This window comes from Vibrio caribbeanicus ATCC BAA-2122 (assembly GCF_000165125.1).
In the GTDB taxonomy this organism is placed as follows: domain Bacteria; phylum Pseudomonadota; class Gammaproteobacteria; order Enterobacterales; family Vibrionaceae; genus Vibrio; species Vibrio caribbeanicus.
In genome coordinates, this window is sequence record NZ_AEIU01000068.1 from 23,327 (window position 1) to 44,921 (window position 21,595).

The window sequence follows — 21,595 nt, forward strand, 5'->3', positions numbered from 1 at the left end:
CAAAGTGAATCATTGGCTTAAAAAAAGCGCATGGCTTTTAGCAGGAAGCTTGCTAACGTCACCGATGACAGTGTTAGCGAACGATTTTAGTGCCAGTTTTAAAGGAACTGATATCCAAGAGTTTATTAATATTGTTGGACGTAATCTTGAAAAAACAATCATAGTTGATCCTTCGGTTCGCGGTAAGGTCGATGTAAGAAGCTATGATATGCTGAGTGAAGAACAATATTACAGCTTCTTTTTGAATGTTCTTGAAGTGTATGGCTTTGCTGTTGTTGAAATGGATAACGGTATTTTAAAGGTCATCAAAGATAAAGATGCGAAAACATCTGCCGTTCCTGTTGTAGGAGATGGTCTTATAAAGGGCGATGAAGTCGTTACACGTGTAGTTGCGGTTCGAAATGTCTCTGTGCGTGAGCTCTCCCCATTACTAAGGCAGCTTAATGATAACGCGGGAGCCGGTAATGTGGTTCACTATGATCCTGCCAATATCATTCTCATTACAGGCCGTGCGGCGGTAGTAAATCGCCTTGCTGATATCATTAAACGCGTAGACCAAGCCGGTGATAAAGAGATCGAAGTGGTTGAATTGGCGAATGCTTCTGCGGCGGAAATGGTTCGTATCGTTGAAGCTCTTAACAAAGCTAAAGACTCGAAAAGTACACCTGCTTTCTTGCAGCCAAAACTTGTGGCTGACGATAGAACGAATTCAATATTAATTTCGGGTGACCCTCAAGTTCGCAAGCGTTTAAAGAAACTGATTAAACAGCTTGATGTTGAAATGGCTTCAAAAGGCAACAACCGAGTTGTGTATCTAAAATACGCTAAAGCAGAAGATCTTGTCGATGTTTTAAAGGGAGTTTCAGACAACTTAGAAGCTGAAAAATCGTCGGGAACAAAAAAAACTCAAGGCTCTAAGCGTGGTGATGTTGTTATCGCAGCACACGTCGAAACGAATGCGCTGGTACTGACTGCGCCACCGGATATTATGATTGCACTGCAAGATGTGATTGCTCAATTGGACATCAGGCGCGCGCAGGTGCTTATCGAAGCCTTGATCGTTGAAATGGCAGAGGGTGATGGTATTAATCTGGGGGTGCAATGGGGCTCGCTTGAGAGCGGTGCATCGATTCAATTTGCCAACTCTGGTACGCCAATTGGGCAGGTGATGGTAGGTGTTGAAGAAGCAAAAGAGCAAACCAGTACCGAATATTACACAGACAAAGACGGTAACCGTCAACCCTATAATGTGACAAAACCCGGAGATTATTCCACACTCGCTTCAGCTTTAGGCAGCGTCAATGGAGCTGCTTTAAGTGTTGTAATGGGAGATTGGATGGCTCTGATCAGTGCGGTTTCAACTGACTCTAATTCAAATATTCTCTCCTCTCCAAGCATTACCGTCATGGATAATGGTGAAGCTTCATTTATTGTCGGAGAAGAAGTGCCAGTTATTACAGGCTCTGCCGCAGGCTCTAATAATGAAAATCCTTTCCAAACCGTAGACCGTAAAGAAGTGGGTATTAAGCTGAAGGTCGTGCCTCAAATCAATGAGGGGAATTCAGTTCAGCTTAAGATTGAACAGGAAGTCTCAAACGTACTTGGCGCTAACGGTGCTGTAGATGTGCGCTTTGCTAAACGCCAGCTCAACACATCAGTGATGGTGGAAGATGGCCAGATGATTGTCTTAGGTGGCTTGATAGATGAGCGGGCTTTGGAAAGTGAGTCTAAAGTACCGTTACTTGGTGATATTCCTTATCTTGGTCACTTGTTTAAATCGACGAGGACTCAGGTTGAGAAAAAGAACCTAATGGTGTTCATCAAACCAACCATCATTCGAGATGGCGTAACCGCAGATGGTATCACTCAGCGCAAGTACAACTTTATTCGTGCAGAACAGCTTTACAAAGCTGACCAAGGCTTGAAATTGATGGAAAATGGCAATATCCCTGTACTGCCTGAATATGGTGAAGATATTCAGCATCCTGCGGAGATTCAGGCATTTATACAACAGATGAGTAAGCAATAATGGATATGGTGGCTGGCTCAACATTTAAACGCTTGCCTTTTAGCTTTGCTAATCGATATAAATTGGTCCTCGAGCCCAAAGAGAGTGAGCTGGTACTTTATTACATTGCTCCACTTGCCATAAAAGCAATAACGGAAGTAAGAAGGGTGTGTGGCCAGAGTTTTACTTTACAAGAAGTAAGTAAGGAGCTTTTTGATAGTAAGCTCACGGAGGCATACCAAAGAGACTCGTCCGAAGCTCGGCAATTGATGGAAGACATTGGCGCGGATAACGATGACTTCTTTTCTTTAGCCGAGGACTTACCACAAGACGAGGATCTGTTGGAGTCCGAAGATGACGCTCCGATTATTAAATTGATTAATGCCATGCTCGGTGAAGCGATCAAAGAAGGTGCCTCTGATATTCATATCGAGACCTTTGAAAAAAGCTTGTCGATCCGCTTTCGAGTTGATGGTGTACTTCGTGATGTCCTCTCCCCGAGTCGAAAATTAGCGCCTCTTTTGGTTTCGCGAGTCAAAGTAATGGCAAAGCTCGATATTGCAGAAAAGCGAGTTCCCCAAGATGGACGTATATCACTGAGAATTGGTGGGCGAGCAGTCGATGTGCGTGTCTCAACAATGCCATCTTCACATGGTGAGAGAGTGGTTATGCGACTGCTCGATAAAAATGCAACCCGGCTAGACTTGCACAGTTTGGGGATGACTCCGGACAATCATGATACTTTCCGTAACATGATTAAAAGGCCACACGGTATTATTTTGGTCACTGGACCAACGGGTTCCGGTAAGTCGACCACCTTATATGCAGGGCTCAGTGAAATAAATGGTAATGAGCGCAATATATTGACCGTCGAAGACCCTATAGAGTTTGATATCGATGGTATTGGCCAGACTCAGGTCAATCCTAAAGTTGACATGACATTTGCTCGCGGTTTGAGGGCTATTTTACGTCAAGACCCAGATGTGGTCATGGTTGGTGAAATACGCGACCTCGAGACAGCACAGATTGCTGTTCAAGCGTCTCTTACGGGCCACTTGGTAATGTCCACTCTCCACACCAATACTGCTGTGGGTGCAATAACTCGCTTGAGAGACATGGGAATAGAGCCCTTTTTGATCTCTTCATCGTTACTTGGTGTGCTTGCTCAGCGCTTGGTTCGGACTCTATGTCCTGATTGCAAAGAGCCTTATCAGGCCGATGAGGAAACAAAAAAGCTGTTCTCAATGATGCCTGAAGAAACCCTGACTTTATATCGGGCTTGTGGATGTGAAAGCTGTAATTTCAAAGGTTACCGCGGTCGTACCGGGATTCATGAACTCTTGCTGGTGGATGACAGTGTGCAATCATTGATTCACAGCGAAGTTGGAGAGCAAGCCATTGAAAAACAAATTCGTGCTCATACACCAAGTATTCGTGATGACGGTTTAAGTAAGGTACGTAAAGGTGTTACCTCGATAGAGGAAGTCATGCGAGTGACCAAGGAAAGCTAATGGCGGCATACGAATACAAAGCGTTAGATGCGAAAGGCAAATCGAAAAAGGGTGTGATAGAGGGCGATAATGCGCGCCAAGTTCGCACTCGTTTGAAAGAGCAGGGGTTAGTCCCTGTTGACGTTAAAGAAACAAGGCAAAAAGCCAAACAACAGAGCAAGAACGGTTCTTTATTTGCATTCAAACGAGGCTTGAGCACACCTGATCTGGCTTTAATTACGCGGCAGCTCTCAACACTAGTGCAGTCTGGTATGCCGCTTGAGGAGTGTCTCAAGGCCGTTTCGGAACAATCAGAGAAACCAAGAATTCGCACTATGCTTTTAGCAGTTCGTTCCAAAGTGACGGAAGGTTATACCCTAGCTGACAGCCTAGCTGATTTTCCGCATGTCTTCGATGAGCTTTTCCGCTCTATGGTCGCAGCGGGAGAAAAGTCGGGTCATCTTGATGCAGTGTTAGAGCGTTTGGCTGATTATGCAGAGAATCGACAAAAAATGCGCTCAAAGTTACAACAAGCGATGATCTATCCGATAGTCTTGGTGGTTTTTGCGGTCGGTATTGTCGCGTTCTTGCTGGCGGCCGTTGTGCCAAAGATAGTCGGGCAGTTTATTCAAATGGGTCAGGAGCTTCCACAGTCAACACAGATCTTGTTGTCTGCAAGTGACTTTATCCAAGACTGGGGACTTGTCTTACTCTTGGCTATGGTGGTGGTGGGGTACTTATTTCGATTTGCATTAAGTAAACCAAATCTCAGAATGGCTTGGGATAGAAAAGTCATCGCCATGCCTCTTATAGGAAAGATAGCCCGAGGCCTAAATACGTCACGTTTTGCTAGGACTCTTTCGATATGTACTTCGAGTGCTATCCCTATCTTAGATGGTATGCGTGTTGCAGTCGATGTGATGTCGAATCACTACGTGAAAAAAAAGGTACTTATCGCCACAGATAATGTTCGGGAAGGAGCAAGCTTACGTCGTGCTCTCGAACAAACCAAACTATTTCCCCCTATGATGCTGCATATGATTGCCAGTGGTGAACAAAGTGGTGAGCTTGAGGCAATGCTAACTCGTGCTGCTGACACGCAAGATAGCAATTTTGAGTCCACAGTGAACATTGCTTTGGGAATCTTTACGCCAGCATTAATTGCGGTGATGGCTGGTCTGGTTTTATTCATCGTTATGGCGACCCTAATGCCTATTTTAGAAATGAATAATTTAATGAGTTCTTAATAGCTTACTTTAGATAGAAGAGTTTTAATGGAGAGTACGATGAATAGAAAAATGAAAAAACAATCGGGATTTACGTTACTAGAGCTGATGGTAGTCATAGTTATTTTAGGGATTCTGGCGAGTTTTGTCGTTCCTAATTTGTTGGGCAATAAAGAAAAAGCGGATCAGCAAAAAGCGGTGACGGATATTGTTGCTCTTGAGAACGCGCTGGATATGTACAAGCTTGATAACAGTGTTTACCCGACTACTGAGCAAGGATTGGAAGCATTAGTTTCTGCCCCATCTCCTGAACCGAGAAACTATCGTGCAGGTGGTTATATCAGACGTCTACCGACGGATCCATGGGGAAATGACTATCAATACATTAGTCCTGGTACTCAAGGAAATGTCGACATTTTCACCTTAGGTGCTGACGGTGAGGAAGGTGGAGAAGGTATCAATGCCGATATTGGTAATTGGAATATTCAAGACTTTTAAATATTGATGTTGCCTCAAACTTTCATTGTGCGCCGTGACAATGGCTTTACTTTGCTGGAGATACTGCTGGTACTTCTACTGGTATCTTTAGCATCGGTCGCCGTGATTTCTACTTTGCCTAATCGTGCCGAGGATAATGCGAAAAAGTATGCTCAGGCTTTGTTTCATCGCGTGCAGTTACTGAATGAAGAAGCGATGCTTAGTGGGCGAGATTACGGCCTGCATATCAATGAAAAAAAAGCGCTCTACGATCTTATGTATCTGGACTCTAAAGGTTGGCAAAGGTTCGATAAACAAGATATGCCCGGCCAAACAAAGTTACCAGACAATCTATCGATAGTATTAACTCTTGGAGGGGATGTTTGGGGTAACAAAGAGCGTCTTTTTAACCCTACGAGCTTGTTCGACGAAGAGATGTTTGCTGAGTTAGAAAAAGAAAAAGCACTCCCTCCTCCTCAAATATTTATTGTTTCAAGTGGTGAGGTAACACCGTTCTCACTCTCGATTCACTCTCAAGGAAAAAGTGAGCCAGTAGATGCTTGGCGGGTGGTTGCCAAAGAGAACGGCCAAATAATTCTCTTGAAACCGGGAGAGGTGGATGAGCAGGCAAAATAGAGGCTTTACATTGTTGGAAGTACTCGTTGCATTAGCTATTTTCGCGACGGCTGCGATCGCGACCATTCGTTCGGTAAGCCAACATATTAATACGTTGAATTTTCTTGAGGAAAAAACCTTTGCATCTATGGTTGCAGATAATCAAATGACCCTTGTCGCTCTCTCAAAAGAGAAACCAAGTAAGAAAAAGGGGAAAGAAAACTTGGCAGGTAGGGATTGGTTTTGGTCTATTGAGCCTATTGCAACGGAGGATGGGATCTTGAGTGCTTTTGATATCAAAGTGTCCACAACGGAAAAAGGCTCACCTGTTATAACGGTAAGAGGCTATGTACCCAATTAAGCGCAGGAACACAGGCTTTACACTTATTGAAGTTCTGGTTGCTATTGCCATTTTTGCCAGCTTAAGTGTCGGTGCTTACCAGGTTCTAAATCAAGTGCAACGTAGCAATGAAGTGTCAATTGAGAGAAGTGAACGTCTCAAGGAGTTGCAAAGAGCTTTGGTGTTTTTGGACAATGACTTTCGTCAGATGACCATGCGCCAGTCTCGAACCAATGGAGAGGAGCCCTCGCCATTGCTTATTCAGTGGAAAGACTATCTGTTGGATTCTGATGAAAAAGGCGTCATGTTTGTTCGTGCTGGATGGCATAACCCACAGCAACAGTTTCCCAGGGGAGAAGTCAGTAAAGTTGGCTACCGGATAAAAGAGAAACAGCTGGAAAGAGTGTGGTGGCGATATGTGGATACACCATCTGGTCAAATGGGCGTGGTTATGCCTCTTTTAACTCAGGTGGAGTCATTCAAAGTTCGCTTTTGGGATGGCTCTGCATGGAAAGATGAATGGGACAAAAAGCTCGCTTTGCCTGACGCGGTAGCATTGCAATTAAACTTGAGTGATTATGGCATGATAGAGCGATTTTATCTGACGCCTGGTGGCGATCTCAAGCTAGAAAAAGAGCAGAATAAAAATGAATAATCGTCAGCGTGGTGTTGCGCTTATCGTTATTTTGCTATTGCTTGCTGTGATGGTCAGTATTGCTGCGAGCATGGCAGATAGGCTATTTAGCCAGTTCAAGCGCGCCAGTAACCAAGTCAATCACCAACAGGCCTATTGGTACAGTGTCAGTGCTGAGGCTTTGGCAAAAGTTGCGCTTGAGCAAAGCTTTAAAGACTCAGATACGATTAATCTGTCTCAGCCGTGGGCAATAGAAGAACAAACCTACCCACTGGATAATGGGACAATTAAAGGCCGCGTTGTTGACATGCAGGCATGTTTCAACATTAACGCATTGTCAGCCGATTTACGCCCACAAGGTGAAACCGAGCGTGTACCTTTTTTAGTCGAAGTATTACAGCGTTTATTGGAAGAAAAAGAAGTCAGTCAAGATGCTGAGACGATAGCACAGTCACTTTGGGAATATGTAGACAAAAATAATACGGCTAATAGTCCAATGGGTGTGGAAGACAGTTATTACGAATCTATGTCTCCCGCTTATTTAACAGCAAATGCTATGTTGTCTGACAAATCAGAGTTACGGGCGGTTAATCAGGTTTCTGGTGAGGTGATGCAAAAAATATTACCGTATATCTGTGCCATACCGTCGACGGATCTGCGAATCAATGTAAACACGCTCAAAGAAGAGCAAGCGGCACTACTGGTTGCTTTATTCTTTCCTGTATTAAGTGAACAAGATGCGGTGAGTATACTCAAAAATCGTCCTTACGATGGTTGGTCAAACATTGATGATTTTTTCAGAGAAGGACAGTTGACCAAGGTCTCGGAGGAGTTGAGTAAGCAAGTGAAAGGTTATTTAGACGTAACCAGCTCCTATTTTGAGTTGGACGCAGAGCTATTGGTTGGGGATTCTCGAGTCAGAGCTCGCAGTCTTCTATTTAGTGAAAATAAAGAAAATGTGATGGTGATTGGCCGTCGCTTTGGAGGTATCGGTGAACGAGTTTCTGATCGTTCGACTGAACAAAAAGGCTGAGCAGGCTGCACAGTGGCTGGTTTGGTCTGAAGCGCAGGGCGAAGTTATTGCCAGTGGTGAGTTACCTAGTAAAGAGAACATCGGTGATCTGGCAACTTATGCACAAGGGCGTCGAACAATATTGTTATTGTCGGCACAGAATACCGCGATAACTGAAATAGAAATACCTTCCGGTGCACAGCGTCAAATAGAGGGTATGCTACCATATTTGTTGGAAGACGATCTAGCTCAGGACGTGGACGAGCTTCATTTCACCTTACTACAAAAGGATCAAGGTGTTGCTCAAATATGTGCCGTTGATTCCGCTTGGCTGAGTGATGTCCTGGATGAATTTGCTGGCATCGGTTGCCAAGTTTACAAGGTATTGCCTGATGTATTGGCTTTGCCAGACACTGAACAGATGTCTGCAGTGGAGATTGATGGACAGTGGCTGATAAAAAAATCCAAATACTCTGGGATTTCAGTAGATAAAGATTGGCTTGATTTAGTTGTAAACTCCGATTGGGTTCAGCAAGACGAAGACTACCTTAACTTGATCGCATTTTCGTCTTTGCCTCCCCTCAATCTAGCCGAGGGGCAAAATTGGCAAAACGTTGAGCCGGTTATGGTTATGCAGTTATTGTCACAGCAAGCCGTTTCATCCAATATCAATTTGCTCACGGGAGTGTTCAAGCCCAGTTCCTCTCTGGGAAGATACTGGAAAGTATGGCGTAAGTTCGCGATTGCGGCGATGGTGCTGTTGTGTGTCACTGTGGTTGATAATATTTCGACCACCAGTCGTTATGAAGCTGAAGCTGCCAACTACCGGGCTGAAAGTGAGCGAATTTTTCGTCAGTCCTTGCCCGGAAAAACCAAGATTCCTCACGTACGATTTTTGAAGGAAGAAATGGGTAAAGAGGCCAAACGTCTGGCCGGAAGTAGTGGCGATGCTGCATTTTTGAGCTTGATGAACAAATTACCACCTGTATTAAACCAAGTCCCGACATTGAGTATGTCAAATTTTAAGTATGATGCTGGCAAAGATGAAATTCGCATTCAAGCTCAGAGCAAGGATTTTCAAACCTTTGAGCGTGCTGCAGAACTGTTGGCAAAAGAATTTCAAGTTGAGCAGGGCCAGTTAAACCGATCTGGTAGTCAGGTAAATGGCTCATTTGTTTTGAAACCCCTATGAGATGAGAGAGAATGAACAAGTTATATCAGTCACTAACAATCTGGTTTAAGGCCTTATCTCAAAGGGAACAACGCTTAGTTATCATTGGTTCCGCATTGGTTTTACTCGGAGGGTTATACTGGGGTGGGATTAAGCCGTTTAATGAACGTGCAGAGATGGCTCAAGCAAAAATCACCTCCGAAAAGCAACTGCTGTCGTGGGTGACTGCGAAAGCGAACGAAATACAACAATTGCGAGCGAGTGTTGGCAATGGTGCTTCTGATTTGCCCATTAACCAAGCGGTTTCCTCAAGTGTATCCCGCTTTAATATAGAGCTCATTCGTATGCAGCCCAGAGGCGACCAATTCCAAGTCTGGATAGCACCAATACCTTTTAATAAATTTATTGCTTGGCTGGCGTTTCTCCAAGAGGATTATGGCATTGGCGTGGTGTTTCTTGACCTAGATAAGGGTGAGAAAGAGGGGTTGATTGAAGTAAATCGCTTGCAGTTGAGCCGAGGGTGAAGCCGATGAAAAAGAATATTATTACTGGCTTGGGTGTCTTTTTTGTCTTTGTTGTCAGTGTTATCGCACATATCCCAGCTCCCTTAGTTCTCCAAAATATGCCTTTACCCCAAGGCATGGTATTGGATGGTGTTGAGGGAACAATTTGGCGTGGTAAAATACAGCGTTTATCATACGACGGCCAGAGTTTGGGTAATTTTGACTGGCAAATTCGCAGTGTATTTTTGCTTTTGGGTAAAGTGGAGGCACAGGTACGCTTTGGGCGCGGAAGTGACATGGCCATTCGAGGTAAAGGTACTATCGGATATTCATTTCGAGGTCCATATGCTGAAAACTTTATCGCCTCGCTGCCTGTGGGTGAGTTGATGCGTTATGTACCTAGCGTTCCCGTCCCAGTTGATATCGCAGGCCGTATTGAATTGAACTTAAATTCTTTTCTCTATCAGTCACCTTATTGTGAAAGCGGTAAAGGTAGCTTGGTGTGGAACACAGAGTCTGTTGGTACTCCGGTAGGAAGTTTAAAGTTAGGGCCTGTTATTGCAGACTTGTCTTGTCAGAGTAATGACTTGAATGTTGCAGGAGAGCAACAGAGTGACGAGGTGCAGAGCAGTTTTATCGCTTCGCTAAATGGCGATGGAAGTTATACCGCTGAGGCTTGGTTTAAGCCCGCTGCGAAGTTTCCTAGCGAGCTCAAGCAACAATTAAAATGGTTACCAACTCAACCTGACGGGGATGGTAAGTATCAATTTACCTACCAAGGCCGTCTTTAACTCGTGGTGAGTGTAGGTTTACTTTGTGGGTAGGCGCAGAAGTGCGCGTACCCCTCCTTCACTACGGTTGCTCACACTGATAGTGCCATTGTGCTGATTGGCAATGCGCTTGACGATTGCAAGGCCTAGCCCAGTCCCTTCACTGCCTCTTGCTGTGTCTCCCCGAGTAAAGGGCTCTAAAAGCTTGGTTATTTGATCTTGCTGAATGCCAGGACCATTATCTTCGACTGATACCCAGACTTGCTTCCCATCTGCACTCATGCCAGTGGTGATGCTGACCCAGCCATTTCCATAGCGAATCGCGTTAACCACCAGATTGCTGATAGCTCGCTTAATGGCAATCGGGTTTGCATAGATGTCTTTCAACGTGTCTGAAAAATTAACTGCCACTTCGACATGATAATTTCCCTCGGATGAAGCAATCTCTGAGGCAATGTCATTGAGGTTTACTGCCAAGAAAGCTTCCTGACAAACGGGCTTAAGGTAGTCCATGAATTGACTGATAATTTGATTGCACTCTTCAGTGTCGCTGATGATCCCTTCTGCGAGGTAGCTATCTTGTGGGGACATCATTTCTGTTGCGAGTCGAATTCGAGTTAGCGGTGTTCTCAAGTCATGGCTTATACCAGCCATTAAAAGCGCTCTATCTTCTTCGAGAGCCTGAATGCCCTTCGACATTTGATTAAATGCAAGTGTTACCGAGCGAATTTCGGAGGCCCCTTTTTCGGGTAATGGCGGAGGGATTTCTCCACGGCCCACATCTTTAGCTGCTCTTTCAAGTGAGATTAAAGGACGATTTTGCAAACGAATAAATAGCCAACCGCCCGCAACAATAAGCACTGCCATAATGAGGCTATTCCGAAATAGGGGAGTAAAGTCTTCTTCTTGTAATTCAGACAAGGGAATACGCATTAATGAGTCTGGCATTGCTGCAATTTTGATCCATAAGACATAACTCTCTTCACCAAGCATCATACGTACATCTGTGGGAGACCCTAACTCTTGTGTCATCTCCTTGCTCATTATGTCTATTTCAAAAGCGTGGAAATACTCTTCGGCTATTGGGCTAGAAATCGGATGTATTGTTACCCCAAGGCGTTCAAGAATGTGTCGCCTGAGTGGGGCATCCATTGATATTTCAGCTTCAGGGTTTTTTGTATCATCGAGCATTAAGCCGATCTCATGACCGATTATTTTATTGAACTGCTTTAAGCTGGGGAGTAAAGCGTAATTGAACACGGCGTAGTATGAGTAAACTTGGCTTGCAATGAGTAAGGTTACAAAGATAATAATGAGTTGAGTGAAAGAACTGCGAATGCGCATAAAAATCACCTTAATAGAAAACAAAAGTGCGAGATAGTTATCTCGCACTTGTGGCCGTTAGAGTCGATTACGCTTCTTTGCCATCTGGCACAAACACATAACCTAACCCCCACACAGTCTGGATATATCTTGGTTTACTAGGGTCGACCTCAAGCATCCTACGTAGACGAGAGATTTGAACATCAATTGATCGTTCCATAGCTGAATATTCGCGGCCACGGGCCATGTTCATCAATTTATCTCGAGACATAGGTTCTCGTGAGTTGGTTACTAATGCTTTTAGTACTGCAAACTCACCAGAGGTCAATGGCATAGATTCCTCGCCACGGAACATCTCACGCGTGCCTAGGTTTAGGCGAAACTCGCCGAATTCTACCACGGACTCTTCTGTACTCGGTGCTCCGGGTAACTCGGTGGTTTGCCTACGTAACACCGCTTTTATTCGCGCGAGTAGCTCGCGGGGGTTAAACGGCTTGGGCAAATAGTCGTCAGCGCCTACCTCGAGACCTACGATTCGGTCAATCTCATCCCCTTTAGCAGTAAGCATAAGAATGGGAAGAGTATTATTTACGTGGCGTAAGCGACGGCAGATGGATAACCCATCTTCACCTGGTAGCATCAGGTCTAACACCATTAAATGGAAAGTTTCTCGCGTTAGAAGCCTGTCCATTTGTTCGCCATTTGCGACACTTCGTACATGAAATCCTTGCTCTGATAGATAACGTTCGAGTAATGAACGCAGACGTGCATCGTCATCGACCACTAAAATTTTGTGACTTTCTTGCATAGAACCTACTTGCACTTAAAATCTAGATATCCTTGTAAAGGTAACACTGACGGTGAGCTTTTCGCTTGTTCTAATTGTTACACTTTATTTCCTATTTGCGCCCTACAATGATGATTTCATCTTTATAAAGCAAGCTACTGTCGCTGAGTCAAGCATATAGAGGTTATTTGAGTATATGCTAAATTTTCAGACTCGATGCCTTCTCTAATATAACAGGAATTGACTTGGAAATGGGAGTGAAACTCTGTTCCCCATAGCTATCCAGTGCCACCAATGGATTTGTTTCCGGGAAGTAAGCCGCGAGGTTACCTGCTGGTATATCGTAACTGACCAGTTTAAATTCGGTGACTTTGCGTTGTTTTTCATTCTCGCCCCAACAAGCACTGATATTGACCAGCTCTCCACTTTTCATACCAATGAGATTAAGATCTTCTGGACTAATAAAGAGGACTTTTCTCTCACCGAATACTCCGCGGTATCTATCATCAAAACCGTACACTGTCGTATTATATTGATCGTGAGAGCGAATGGTTTGCAAGACAAAAACAGGGTCTTTTGCTTGTTTGGGTTTTTGCCATTTTAAAATAGACTCAGGCAGTGGGTGAGCGATGAACTGCGCTTTTCCAGTCATAGTCTGCCATTGGCGCTCAGCGGCTGAATTACCAAGATAAAATCCACCGGGTTCTTTGAGTCTTTCATTGAAATTCTCAAATCCTGGGATAGTACGAGCGATATGATGGCGAATTTTTCCATAGTCGGTGACTAAGTCCTGCCAATCAATAGGGTCTTTCCCAAGCACAGCGTGCGCGATTCCTGCGATGATTGCTGGTTCTGAGCGCATGTTGGCGGTATCGCTATTGACCACCCCTCCGGAGGCATGAACCATACTGAATGAGTCTTCTACGGTTACTTTTTGCGCGCCAGCTTTTTGCATATCCACATCTGTCCGTCCAAGGCATGGCAATATCAGGGAGGTTTTACCGGGTGTAACATGAGTGCGATTGAGCTTGGTGGCAATATTTACGGTTAAATCACATGAAGACAGTGCTTTCTTCGTCAGTTCAGTATCCGGTGTGGCAGCAGCAAAATTTCCACCCAGTGCAATAAATACTTTGCTGTCGCCTTCAGCCATTGCTTTTATGGACTGAACGGTATTGTGGCCTATCCCTTGAGGGGGCTTGAACGAAAACTCCTTCTCAAGTGCATCCAATAGTTTTTGTGGTGGCTTTTCATCAATACCCATGGTTCTGTCGCCTTGTACATTACTGTGCCCACGCACAGGACAGACTCCGGCTCCTTTTTTACCAATTTGACCAGTTAATAATTGTAAATTTGTCATTTCTTGGATGGTTGCCACAGAGTGATGATGTTGGGTAATGCCCATGGCCCAAGTGAGTATAACGCGCTGGCTTTTAGAAAAAACGTTCGCGGCAAGCTCAATTTCTTTTTGACACAATCCGGATTGTTCAATGATCTCCTCCCAAGACGTTTTTTCAACAGACTCAATATATTGGTCGAAACCTTGGGTATGTTGTTCAATGAACTCAGTATCGAATATAGGGGTGACCTTGTTCATGGCAACTAGTGCTTTGCTGATACCACGCACCGCTGCCATATCTCCCCCCAATTTTGGAGTAAAGTAGTGATGTGTGAGCTCGGTGCAGCCTCCAGTGAGCATTTCGTTTATGGCCTGTGGGTTCGTAAAACGTTCAAGTCCTCGCTCTTTTAAGTTGTTAAAAGTGAGGATTTTGGCTCCTCGTTTTGCTGCGCTGCGTAACGTGTCGAGCATCCTTGGATGATTGGTACCAGGGTTTTGACCAAAGACAAAGATGGCATCTGCATGTTCAAAGTCATCGAGGGTCACTGTACCTTTGCCGACGCCGATAGTCTGTTTGAGAGCCACACCACTTGCTTCATGGCACATATTTGAGCAATCGGGGAAATTATTGGTACCAAATCGTCGTACAAACAGCTGATAGAGATAGGCCGCTTCATTACTTGCTCGCCCAGAGGTGTAAAACTCTGCTTGATTTGGGTCTTCAAGTGCTTGAAGGTGCGCTGCGATTAGTGAGAATGCTTGATCCCATTCAATCGGTCGGTAGTGATCAGATTGAGCATCGTAGATCAAAGGCTCACTCAGGCGGCCTTGTTCCTCTAAAAAGTAATCACTTTGCTTGGTGAGCCAAGAAACAGGATAAGTGGCAAAAAAGTCTGCTCTGACACGGCGAGCTGTGGCTTCCCAATTGACCGCTTTCGCCCCATTCTCGCAAAACTTAAAGCGACGCTTTTCCTCGAGTTCGCCCCAAGCACACCCTGGACAGTCAAATCCGTCATGCTGATTGGTCATCAACAAGTTACGAATGTTGCGGATAACATTTTCACTTTTGACCAAATGTTTGGTTGTACTCGCAAGCGCGCCCCACCCGCCAGCGCTGCCATGGTATTTTTTGACTGTCATTAATGATCTCTCCTTGAATTTTCTCTGGGCGGATTGGTTTGTTCACGAATCAGGCGTTGTGCACCGCTGTAGAGATTAAATGTTTGTTTTTTGCAAAAGCCAATTAAGGTGATGTTGAATCGCTGCGCCATTTGAACGGCGAGCTGAGTGGGTGCGCCAACAGCGATAACCACAGGGATCTGGGCGGCTATCACTTTCTGCATCATTTCCACGCTGACACGGCCACTCAATACAGCGATACTTTGGCTCATGTCAGGTATATTTAATTTTGTGCACATGCCAATCAGCTTATCTAGGGCGTTGTGGCGTCCAGCATCTTCAGCGATGGCCAAGCAATCTCCGAGCTGATCAAATAATGCGCAGCTGTGTGAAGCCCCAGTGATATCGAAAAGGTTTTGCCTTTGTCGTAACTTGTCAGGTAGGGAGACCACAAGGGTATGGGTCAACCAAGCCGACGTTGATTCAACAGCAGTGAAGCCGCGCATTTCAAGTAATGAAATTAATGACTTTCCACACAATCCACAACTCGAGTGAGAGGTTTGCCGTTGAGTCTGAAGGTCATCAATGTGAACGTCTGGACTCAACTCGACAATAGCAGAGTGAGGATTATTCGCCTCATGGTGGATAGATAGTATTTGGTTTGAGCTGTGAATGATACGTTCAGAAAGGAGTAGCCCTGTAATAAGTGCTTCGTCTTGGCCCGGTGTTCTCATCGTAGAAAACCAATACTGCTCTTGTTCATTATTGTGATGTTCCTGATGGAGCCAGAGCGTTAGAGGTTCTTCAACGATCACTGTGTCGACTTGAGGCTGAGACTGATGTTGAGAGACGTAAAGGCGATGGACTTCTTTTATTGAGTCGTTTGATGCTTGTGTCTTGGTTTTAATCATTATTTGCTCACTAACTGAAGAGAGACAAAATTAGCATACAACATCCGCTTTGAAAGGCGACCAATGTCTAAAAAATCAACATCAAATACCCTGCTAGGGCTCCGAAAATAAGAAAGCCCCGCTATTTGTGCCGATATGATCAGGGAATAATCTCATCGTGATTAGAGGACATCGTAGCTCAGCTTGATGAGGGGCGCTCATAAGATATTGCATTGATAAACCATTCTTTTTCACCCTCTGGTGTGTGAACGACAAACTCGTCATCAACTTCTTTTTTCAATAGAGCACGCGCCATGGGTGAATCGATGGAGATATACTCTTTGGCATCACCATAGATTTCTTCAGGACCAACAATGCGAAACTTTTTGGTGTCGCCTGCGTCATTTTCTATTTCTACCCATGCTCCAAAAAAGACTTTACCTTCTTGTTGGGGGGAATAATCGACAATCGTAACCTCAGGCAAGAACTTGCGTAAGAATCGAACTCGGCGGTCAATTTGTCTCAGTAAGCGTTTGTTAAAGGTGTAATCGGCATTCTCTGAGCGATCACCAAGACCTGCAGCCCAAGTAACAATTTTTGTTACTTCAGGGCGTCGCTCATGCCAAAGATAATCATGCTCAGCTTTTAGTTTATTGTAGCCTTCTCTAGTTATGAGTTTGGTTTTCAATTCAATACCTTAGTTATTTGTTAATGGTTTGTAGCTATTGAGCTATTCTACTTCAAGCCTTGCCAGTGCTTTCGCTGCTCGTTGTAGTGCAGGTAAAAATTTTATTGCATCGTCTGGAGTAACACGAATCACGGGTGCTTGAATGGCTAACCCTAAATTTGATTGCCCAGACGCTGATGGAATGAGAACAGCGATGCATACCAAACCAGGTAAAAATTCTTCATCATCGATGGCAAAGCCATGAATTTTTGCCTCATCAATATTTCTTTCTAGTTCTAAGGGATCAGTAATGGTACTCACTGTATATTGGGTCAGTGGAGCATGTTTGAGCAACCGATTCCTTTGAGGTTTAGACATATGAGCTAAAAACAGTTTGCCAGTAGCAGAGCAATGAATGGGTACTCTCGAACCTGCGTGGAGGTGGAAACGCAGTGGCGCTTCTGTTTCCGCGCGATCTAGATAGATAATCTCTCCCCCTGATAATGCAGTTAGGTTGCAACTTTCACCAACTTCAGCCCTAAGATTCTCTAAAATTGTTCGGCGAGCACTGTGCATAGTGCTATTGAGAAGTAAGTGTTCGGCTAATTTTCTTAGTCTTATCCCGGAACTGTAGTGTTTTTCATCACCATCTTTTTGAATGATACCTGCAGACTCTAGCTGTTGCAGCATGCGGTGAAGAGTAGGTTTTGGTAATCCAGTTTCCTCGACTAATCCCTGTAAGGAGAGACATTCGTCTTTTTGTGCGATGACTTCGAGCAAAGAAAAAAGTCGCAGTGTGGGAGTGTCTCCCTGAATGTGTGCTGTTTCTGTCGTCATATATTGAGAGATCCACGCCAAATGAGCAAAGCTATGATTCTAGCGTTGAAATAAAAAATGATCCATTTTTGTATAAAATACGATCTTTTATCGCTTGTGAATGTAATATTTGGTAGATTATGGAACAAATTGTTCCATTTGGTTGTTTTATGAAGGCGATAGAGAGAATTATTAAACAAGCTCAACAAAGACCAATGCGCATAGCGCTGAGTGAAACAGAAGATGCTCGCGTGTTGGGCGCAGCGCGCAGGGTAACGGATATGGGGGTTGCTCAGGTAACCTTGGTTGGTGACTTACTTCAGACTCAAGCTGCCGCTCAGAAATATAACGTCAGTTTACAGGGCATTAATCTAGTTTGCCCTCATACATCGGTGGATCGGAACGAATTTGCTGAGCATTGGTATTCACTCCGGAAACACAAAGGGTTAAATTATGAACAGGCCTTGCTCGAAGTTTTAGACCCTTTGACCTTTGCTAACTTAATGGTCAAGTTTGGACGTTGTGATGGCACAGTGAATGGTGCAGAACATGCCACTTCTCAGGTCGTACGGCGTGCTCTGCAAATTATTGGTCCTGCACCAGACTGCGAATTGGTTTCAAGCTTTTTTATCATGATGCTGTGTGAACCTTTTCATCACCTAAAAGGGGGACTGATTTTCAGTGATTGTGGCTTAGTCATTGAGCCAAACTTTAAAGAGCTTGCCGCTATTGCCATTTCTGCAGCCAGCAGTGCGAGAGAACTGTTGATGGTAGAGCCTAAATTGGCCATGTTGTCTTTTTCTACCAATGGTAGTGCCAAGCATGAAAGTGTGGATAAAGTTCGCTATGCGGCAGAGCTGGTTAAAAAAGCATGCCCACAGATTGCGGTGGATCAAGACATTCAATTGGATGCTGCGATTGTTGAGGAAATTGCAGCACGAAAACTACCAAAGTCAGAAGTGAAAGGGCAATCTAATGTATTGATATTCCCTAACTTAGAGTCGGGCAATATCGGCTATAAATTGGCTGAGAGGTTAGGAGGTGCTGTCGCGATTGGCCCTTTATTACAGGGGCTTAGGTACCCTGCCAATGATTTATCACGAGGCTGCAGTTTCCAAGATATTGTCCATGTTATTGCGGTTACGGTTGTCCAAGCTCAGCATATCCATATCCAGATGAGTTAAGTGGCCTCTATGGATGACATGACATCGTTTCCGGAGTGGTCGCTGGTGTACGGTTACTTAATTTATTTAAGTAACTCGGTGAGAGACATCATGCAGGTATGCCTTGGTGTGATGATATTCATTTCAGGTGGATACTTTCTCTTGAAAATGTCTGTACGTTCCTAGCGTTCTGGCTTCTTGAACTTTTTTGTTTTCAGGAGTCGAGTAGGTTTGACGGTAGGGCTGTTACCTTAGCATCTCGAAGTGCATTTGTTTTGATGACTGACGGGAGCGATGTTGAAACTCTATTGCTTGCGCTAATTTGTCTTCTTGTGGTCATACTCACTGTTTGGCGAGCAAAAAAGTTCCCACTTCTTTAAAGCGCACAACAGTTAACCAGAGGCATCTTTGGATTACTGGTTTTTGTTGGCCTTTACCTAATGTTATCAGCGTCGATGGCGATTTTTTCTTTTAGTTAGAGCTTGTTTTAATTGCTTCAGAATAAAACGACACAGGGTAAAAATGTTCTCACATTTATCATCAATGGTCATATTATTGGTATAATATTTACTCAGATCGACGCCTAGCCCAAGTCCGAATATAAGCGTATTTTGCTCGGCAACGCTGTCTATTAAATGTTGGTCGAGATAGTCGTCGTGATTAGTCATAGCTGTTGCCGTATCCATAGGGCCACCATCAGAAAATACCAACAATATCTTTTTATCTGATGGATGATGATTTAATCGCTCACAAGCAAAATTAACCGCCTCACCATCAATACTTTCTTTGTATAGATCGGCCTTTCTCAGAGCAGCAATCGAGCGTCGACCATCATGATAGGAATCTTGGAATGATTTAAATACAATATGGCGTGTTTGATTCAGTCTGCCTGGTCGGCTGGGCTTACCTTGGGCTTGCCACTGTTTGTAGGCTAAACCTCCGCTCCAGCTTACAGTGGTAAAACCAATGATTTCCATCGGTGTATTGGTCAGTTTTGCGCTGGTTAGCAGCGTATCAATGATAAGGCTGATTTTTCCAGCGTGCTTTTGCATTGAGCCCGAGCAATTGATTAATATAGAAATGGCAGGAGTTTGACGTGTCAGGGTATTGAGCTGAAAAAAGACATCGTTGCTTATTCCAGAAGTGATGACCTGTGTCAGACGATGAGAGTCGAGGTATCCCTCTTCGCAGCCGTAGCGAGGCTTTATTTGATATTTTGTAGCGGCAAAGTGGGAAAGTATGGTAGTGAGAGGTTTTTGATTAATTTTTTGTGAGTTAAGTTCATCATCCATGTTTTGACGCAGTGTTTTTAGCAGTGTTTCTCTGACCAATGATTGAGCGGTGCGAATTTGGTCAAAATCACGAGTGTAGACTTTATAGTGGTATGGTGCTGACAATTCATTTTGGTAAAAAGAGTGGTTAGCTACGTCATCAAAATCGCGTTCATTGATTAATATGGTATTGTGATTCCAGAGCTTAAGCTGGAATTTTTGTTTGCGTGAATGCTGATGTTTATGCGTTTTTTGTTCGTTAGCGAGCAATTTGCTCACTTGCTGGATGAGATGTTTTGCTTCTATGGCATAGGAGATTTGGTCTTGCTTAGTTCGTTTCAATGTAACTAATGCGTGGCCAATTATCGGAGCTAGATTGGTCCTCGTTGCTTCGATAACTTCTGAGATTGTAGGATTAAGTTCGTATCCAACCAGTCTGGCATAAACCATTTGAATGACGCTAAATAGGATTAAACCAGAGCCAGATTCTGTGAGCCCAGACTGATATGAAGATAAGCTCCAATGAGTAAAATTAGCCTGAATATGCTTAGGTAAACCCTGAAAATAATCGGGGGTCAGAGATTGAACTCTTATCTGTTCAAAGAAATCAAACAAAAGAATATCAACGGGATTTGTCGGTCTGTAGTTTTTATGGATGTGTGGATCTGATAAGTCTAGATTCAAAGCTATCGAGTCCAGCTTTCCTTTAAGCACAATATCGTTCATAGCCTCGCATGGCAGGATAAGGTTATTGATGTGACAAGCCAAATGCGATAGTGGCTTGGCTTTGTTGTAGATAACTTGACCACGATAATGAAGACCCGTTTGCTGGCTTATTGCACGAGCGACAGCAAAAGATCGCTCCATCAAGATTTTTTGTCTCTCATTCATGAAGCAAGCTCCTTCTGAATTGGTAAGGTTGCTTCGGGGGAGCCGTCAAAGCACCGCTGGTAATATTCACTAATCAGAGCTCTTTCTTCTCCATCACAGCGATTAAGAAAAGAGAGCCTAAATGCACTTGCGATATCGCCCAGAAGGTCAATGTTTTGCGCCCATGTGATCACGGTTCGAGGCGACATTAGAATTGAAATATCCCCAGCTTCAAACCCACTTCGGGTCAGTTGAGCAGTAGCAACCATCTGCCGGGCTAGGCGGCGTCCACTTGGATTATTTAAGTAAGGCGCTTTGGCTAACACGATACTGACTTCGTGTTGGGCACTGAGGTAGTTGAGTGTGGCGATCACTGTCCATCTATCAAGTTGGCTTTGGTTGAGGACGTGCGTCCCTGAGTACATACCATAACTATCACCCAACCCCAGCGTATTACAGGTAGCAAATAAACGAAAGTTGCGATGAGGAGTCATCACTTTACCTTGTTCAAGTGATGTATATTGGCCATTTTGTTCGAGTAATTGCTGAATTACGAACATGACATCTGGACGGCCTGCATCGTATTCGTCAAGTACCAAAGCTACGGGTTTTTGGAGGCATTGGAGTAATAAACCCTCTTGAAATTTTGTTACTTGATGACCTTGCTCAAGTACAATACTTTCCTTTCCGATCAAATCTAGGCGGCTTATCTGGCCATCCAAATTTATCCTCATGCATGGCCAATTTAGTCTGGCGGCGACTTGCTCTATGTGTGAGGACTTACCTGTTCCATGTAGCCCTTGTATCAGGGTGCGTCGATTAGCACAAAAGCCAGCCAAAATTGCCAGTGTCACATCAGGGTCAAATTGATAATCAGGATCAATGACTGGTACAGCCTCACTGGTGCTTTCGAAAGCACACACCTGAAAATTGGTTTTGAACCCAAAAGTTTGTTCAACATTGATTGGTTGTTGCGGTGCTGTCAGGTTTTGGTTCATGAACATTTTCCTTTGTATGACAGAGACATATGAACTCTTTTCGCGATCTATACCAAGACATTTATATAAAGCGATATTTTTTGTACAAATTAAATTCTTACAATGT

At 44.1% G+C, this 21,595-nt stretch carries 20 protein-coding genes; 12 read left to right on the forward strand and 8 right to left on the reverse strand.

From position 1 onward, the window contains the following. Positions 1–4 precede the first annotated feature (4 nt). The 11 genes from gspD to RH40_RS08220 are packed head-to-tail and all read left to right on the forward strand — an operon-like array spanning position 5 to position 10,267. Positions 5–2,029 carry a type II secretion system secretin GspD gene (gene gspD, locus RH40_RS08170; RefSeq protein WP_009600962.1) on the forward strand — a complete coding sequence of 675 codons (2,025 nt, stop codon included), beginning with the start codon at positions 5–7 and terminating at the stop codon, positions 2,027–2,029. Beyond that, entirely contained in the window at positions 2,029–3,519 is a 1,491-nt protein-coding gene (gene gspE, locus RH40_RS08175; RefSeq protein ID WP_009600963.1) for a type II secretion system ATPase GspE, read from the forward strand. The genes gspD and gspE overlap by 1 nt, the downstream gene beginning before the upstream one ends. Beyond that, the gene (gene gspF / locus RH40_RS08180) at positions 3,519–4,745 is read left to right on the forward strand and encodes a type II secretion system inner membrane protein GspF (RefSeq protein WP_009600964.1); all 1,227 of its coding nucleotides are present in this window, start codon (positions 3,519–3,521) and stop codon (positions 4,743–4,745) included. Before gspE ends, gspF begins: the two co-directional genes overlap by 1 nt. A 39-nt stretch (positions 4,746–4,784) precedes the next feature. Then, positions 4,785–5,222 carry a type II secretion system major pseudopilin GspG gene (gspG, locus tag RH40_RS08185; RefSeq protein ID WP_009600965.1) on the forward strand — a complete coding sequence of 146 codons (438 nt, stop codon included), beginning with the start codon at positions 4,785–4,787 and terminating at the stop codon, positions 5,220–5,222. 6 nt (positions 5,223–5,228) lie between these two features. Continuing rightward, entirely contained in the window at positions 5,229–5,837 is a 609-nt protein-coding gene (gene gspH / locus RH40_RS08190; RefSeq protein ID WP_009600966.1) for a type II secretion system minor pseudopilin GspH, read from the forward strand. Further along, positions 5,821–6,177: a type II secretion system minor pseudopilin GspI gene (gspI, locus tag RH40_RS08195; protein WP_009600967.1), complete on the forward strand. Its 357-nt coding sequence runs from the start codon at positions 5,821–5,823 to the stop codon at positions 6,175–6,177. Before gspH ends, gspI begins: the two co-directional genes overlap by 17 nt. Then, positions 6,164–6,811, forward strand: a complete 648-nt coding sequence (gspJ, locus tag RH40_RS08200; RefSeq protein WP_009600968.1) for a type II secretion system minor pseudopilin GspJ — start codon at positions 6,164–6,166, stop codon at positions 6,809–6,811. Before gspI ends, gspJ begins: the two co-directional genes overlap by 14 nt. Further along, positions 6,804–7,823: a type II secretion system minor pseudopilin GspK gene (gspK, locus tag RH40_RS08205; RefSeq protein ID WP_009600969.1), complete on the forward strand. Its 1,020-nt coding sequence runs from the start codon at positions 6,804–6,806 to the stop codon at positions 7,821–7,823. Before gspJ ends, gspK begins: the two co-directional genes overlap by 8 nt. After that, positions 7,783–8,994, forward strand: a complete 1,212-nt coding sequence (gene gspL / locus RH40_RS08210; protein ID WP_009600970.1) for a type II secretion system protein GspL — start codon at positions 7,783–7,785, stop codon at positions 8,992–8,994. The genes gspK and gspL overlap by 41 nt, the downstream gene beginning before the upstream one ends. Positions 8,995–9,005: 11 nt before the next feature. Next, the gene (locus RH40_RS08215) at positions 9,006–9,497 is read left to right on the forward strand and encodes a type II secretion system protein M (protein ID WP_009600971.1); all 492 of its coding nucleotides are present in this window, start codon (positions 9,006–9,008) and stop codon (positions 9,495–9,497) included. A 5-nt stretch (positions 9,498–9,502) separates the two neighbouring features. Further along, complete coding sequence (locus RH40_RS08220; protein WP_009600972.1) at positions 9,503–10,267, forward strand: type II secretion system protein N; 765 nt, start codon at positions 9,503–9,505, stop codon at positions 10,265–10,267. Positions 10,268–10,285: 18 nt separating this feature from the next. Here the strand turns inward: RH40_RS08220 and envZ are convergent, their stop codons facing one another. The 6 genes from envZ to RH40_RS08250 form a co-directional block, all read right to left on the reverse strand. Then, positions 10,286–11,590, reverse strand: a complete 1,305-nt coding sequence (gene envZ / locus RH40_RS08225; protein WP_009600973.1) for a two-component system sensor histidine kinase EnvZ — start codon at positions 11,588–11,590, stop codon at positions 10,286–10,288. A gap of 67 nt (positions 11,591–11,657) precedes the next feature. Continuing rightward, on the reverse strand, positions 11,658–12,377 hold the full coding sequence (ompR, locus tag RH40_RS08230) for an osmolarity response regulator transcription factor OmpR (RefSeq protein WP_009600974.1): 720 nt from the start codon (positions 12,375–12,377) through the stop codon (positions 11,658–11,660). Positions 12,378–12,555: 178 nt separating this feature from the next. Further along, positions 12,556–14,835, reverse strand: a complete 2,280-nt coding sequence (locus RH40_RS08235; protein WP_009600975.1) for an FdhF/YdeP family oxidoreductase — start codon at positions 14,833–14,835, stop codon at positions 12,556–12,558. Next, entirely contained in the window at positions 14,835–15,725 is an 891-nt protein-coding gene (gene fdhD, locus RH40_RS08240) for a formate dehydrogenase accessory sulfurtransferase FdhD (protein ID WP_009600976.1), read from the reverse strand. Before fdhD ends, RH40_RS08235 begins: the two co-directional genes overlap by 1 nt. Positions 15,726–15,903: 178 nt before the next feature. After that, positions 15,904–16,392: a transcription elongation factor GreB gene (greB, locus tag RH40_RS08245; protein ID WP_009600977.1), complete on the reverse strand. Its 489-nt coding sequence runs from the start codon at positions 16,390–16,392 to the stop codon at positions 15,904–15,906. Between the two features lie 42 nt (positions 16,393–16,434). Further along, positions 16,435–17,208: an IclR family transcriptional regulator gene (locus tag RH40_RS08250; protein WP_009600978.1), complete on the reverse strand. Its 774-nt coding sequence runs from the start codon at positions 17,206–17,208 to the stop codon at positions 16,435–16,437. Between the two features lie 149 nt (positions 17,209–17,357). Here RH40_RS08250 and pta point away from each other — a divergent pair, with 149 nt between their 5' ends. Next, entirely contained in the window at positions 17,358–18,371 is a 1,014-nt protein-coding gene (gene pta / locus RH40_RS08255) for a phosphate acetyltransferase (RefSeq protein ID WP_039954464.1), read from the forward strand. Positions 18,372–18,796: 425 nt separating this feature from the next. On the opposite strand, the gene RH40_RS08260 is transcribed toward pta, so the two are convergent. Together RH40_RS08260 and RH40_RS08265 are read right to left on the reverse strand one after the other, a co-directional pair. Next, the gene (locus tag RH40_RS08260; RefSeq protein ID WP_009600981.1) at positions 18,797–20,512 is read right to left on the reverse strand and encodes a cobaltochelatase CobT-related protein; all 1,716 of its coding nucleotides are present in this window, start codon (positions 20,510–20,512) and stop codon (positions 18,797–18,799) included. Next, positions 20,509–21,489 (reverse strand): AAA family ATPase, encoded by a 981-nt coding sequence (locus RH40_RS08265; RefSeq protein ID WP_009600982.1) that lies wholly within the window; start codon positions 21,487–21,489, stop codon positions 20,509–20,511. The genes RH40_RS08260 and RH40_RS08265 overlap by 4 nt, the downstream gene beginning before the upstream one ends. Positions 21,490–21,595 lie beyond the last annotated feature (106 nt).

What these genes read in the sequence shown, in the direction of transcription:
- gspE (WP_009600963.1), top strand. Translation starts at nt 2,029, where the DNA reads ATGGATATGGTGGCTGGCTCAACATTTAAACGCTTGCCTTTTAGCTTT.
- gspF (WP_009600964.1), top strand. Translation starts at nt 3,519, where the DNA reads ATGGCGGCATACGAATACAAAGCGTTAGATGCGAAAGGCAAATCGAAA.
- gspG (WP_009600965.1), top strand. Translation starts at nt 4,785, where the DNA reads ATGAATAGAAAAATGAAAAAACAATCGGGATTTACGTTACTAGAGCTG.
- gspH (WP_009600966.1), top strand. Translation starts at nt 5,229, where the DNA reads ATGTTGCCTCAAACTTTCATTGTGCGCCGTGACAATGGCTTTACTTTG.
- gspI (WP_009600967.1), top strand. Translation starts at nt 5,821, where the DNA reads ATGAGCAGGCAAAATAGAGGCTTTACATTGTTGGAAGTACTCGTTGCA.
- gspJ (WP_009600968.1), top strand. Translation starts at nt 6,164, where the DNA reads ATGTACCCAATTAAGCGCAGGAACACAGGCTTTACACTTATTGAAGTT.
- gspK (WP_009600969.1), top strand. Translation starts at nt 6,804, where the DNA reads ATGAATAATCGTCAGCGTGGTGTTGCGCTTATCGTTATTTTGCTATTG.
- RH40_RS08215 (WP_009600971.1), top strand. Translation starts at nt 9,006, where the DNA reads ATGAACAAGTTATATCAGTCACTAACAATCTGGTTTAAGGCCTTATCT.
- RH40_RS08220 (WP_009600972.1), top strand. Translation starts at nt 9,503, where the DNA reads ATGAAAAAGAATATTATTACTGGCTTGGGTGTCTTTTTTGTCTTTGTT.
- envZ (WP_009600973.1), bottom strand. Translation starts at nt 11,590, where the DNA reads ATGCGCATTCGCAGTTCTTTCACTCAACTCATTATTATCTTTGTAACC.
- ompR (WP_009600974.1), bottom strand. Translation starts at nt 12,377, where the DNA reads ATGCAAGAAAGTCACAAAATTTTAGTGGTCGATGACGATGCACGTCTG.
- RH40_RS08235 (WP_009600975.1), bottom strand. Translation starts at nt 14,835, where the DNA reads ATGACAGTCAAAAAATACCATGGCAGCGCTGGCGGGTGGGGCGCGCTT.
- fdhD (WP_009600976.1), bottom strand. Translation starts at nt 15,725, where the DNA reads ATGATTAAAACCAAGACACAAGCATCAAACGACTCAATAAAAGAAGTC.
- RH40_RS08250 (WP_009600978.1), bottom strand. Translation starts at nt 17,208, where the DNA reads ATGACGACAGAAACAGCACACATTCAGGGAGACACTCCCACACTGCGA.
- pta (WP_039954464.1), top strand. Translation starts at nt 17,358, where the DNA reads ATGAAGGCGATAGAGAGAATTATTAAACAAGCTCAACAAAGACCAATG.
- RH40_RS08260 (WP_009600981.1), bottom strand. Translation starts at nt 20,512, where the DNA reads ATGAATGAGAGACAAAAAATCTTGATGGAGCGATCTTTTGCTGTCGCT.
- RH40_RS08265 (WP_009600982.1), bottom strand. Translation starts at nt 21,489, where the DNA reads ATGAACCAAAACCTGACAGCACCGCAACAACCAATCAATGTTGAACAA.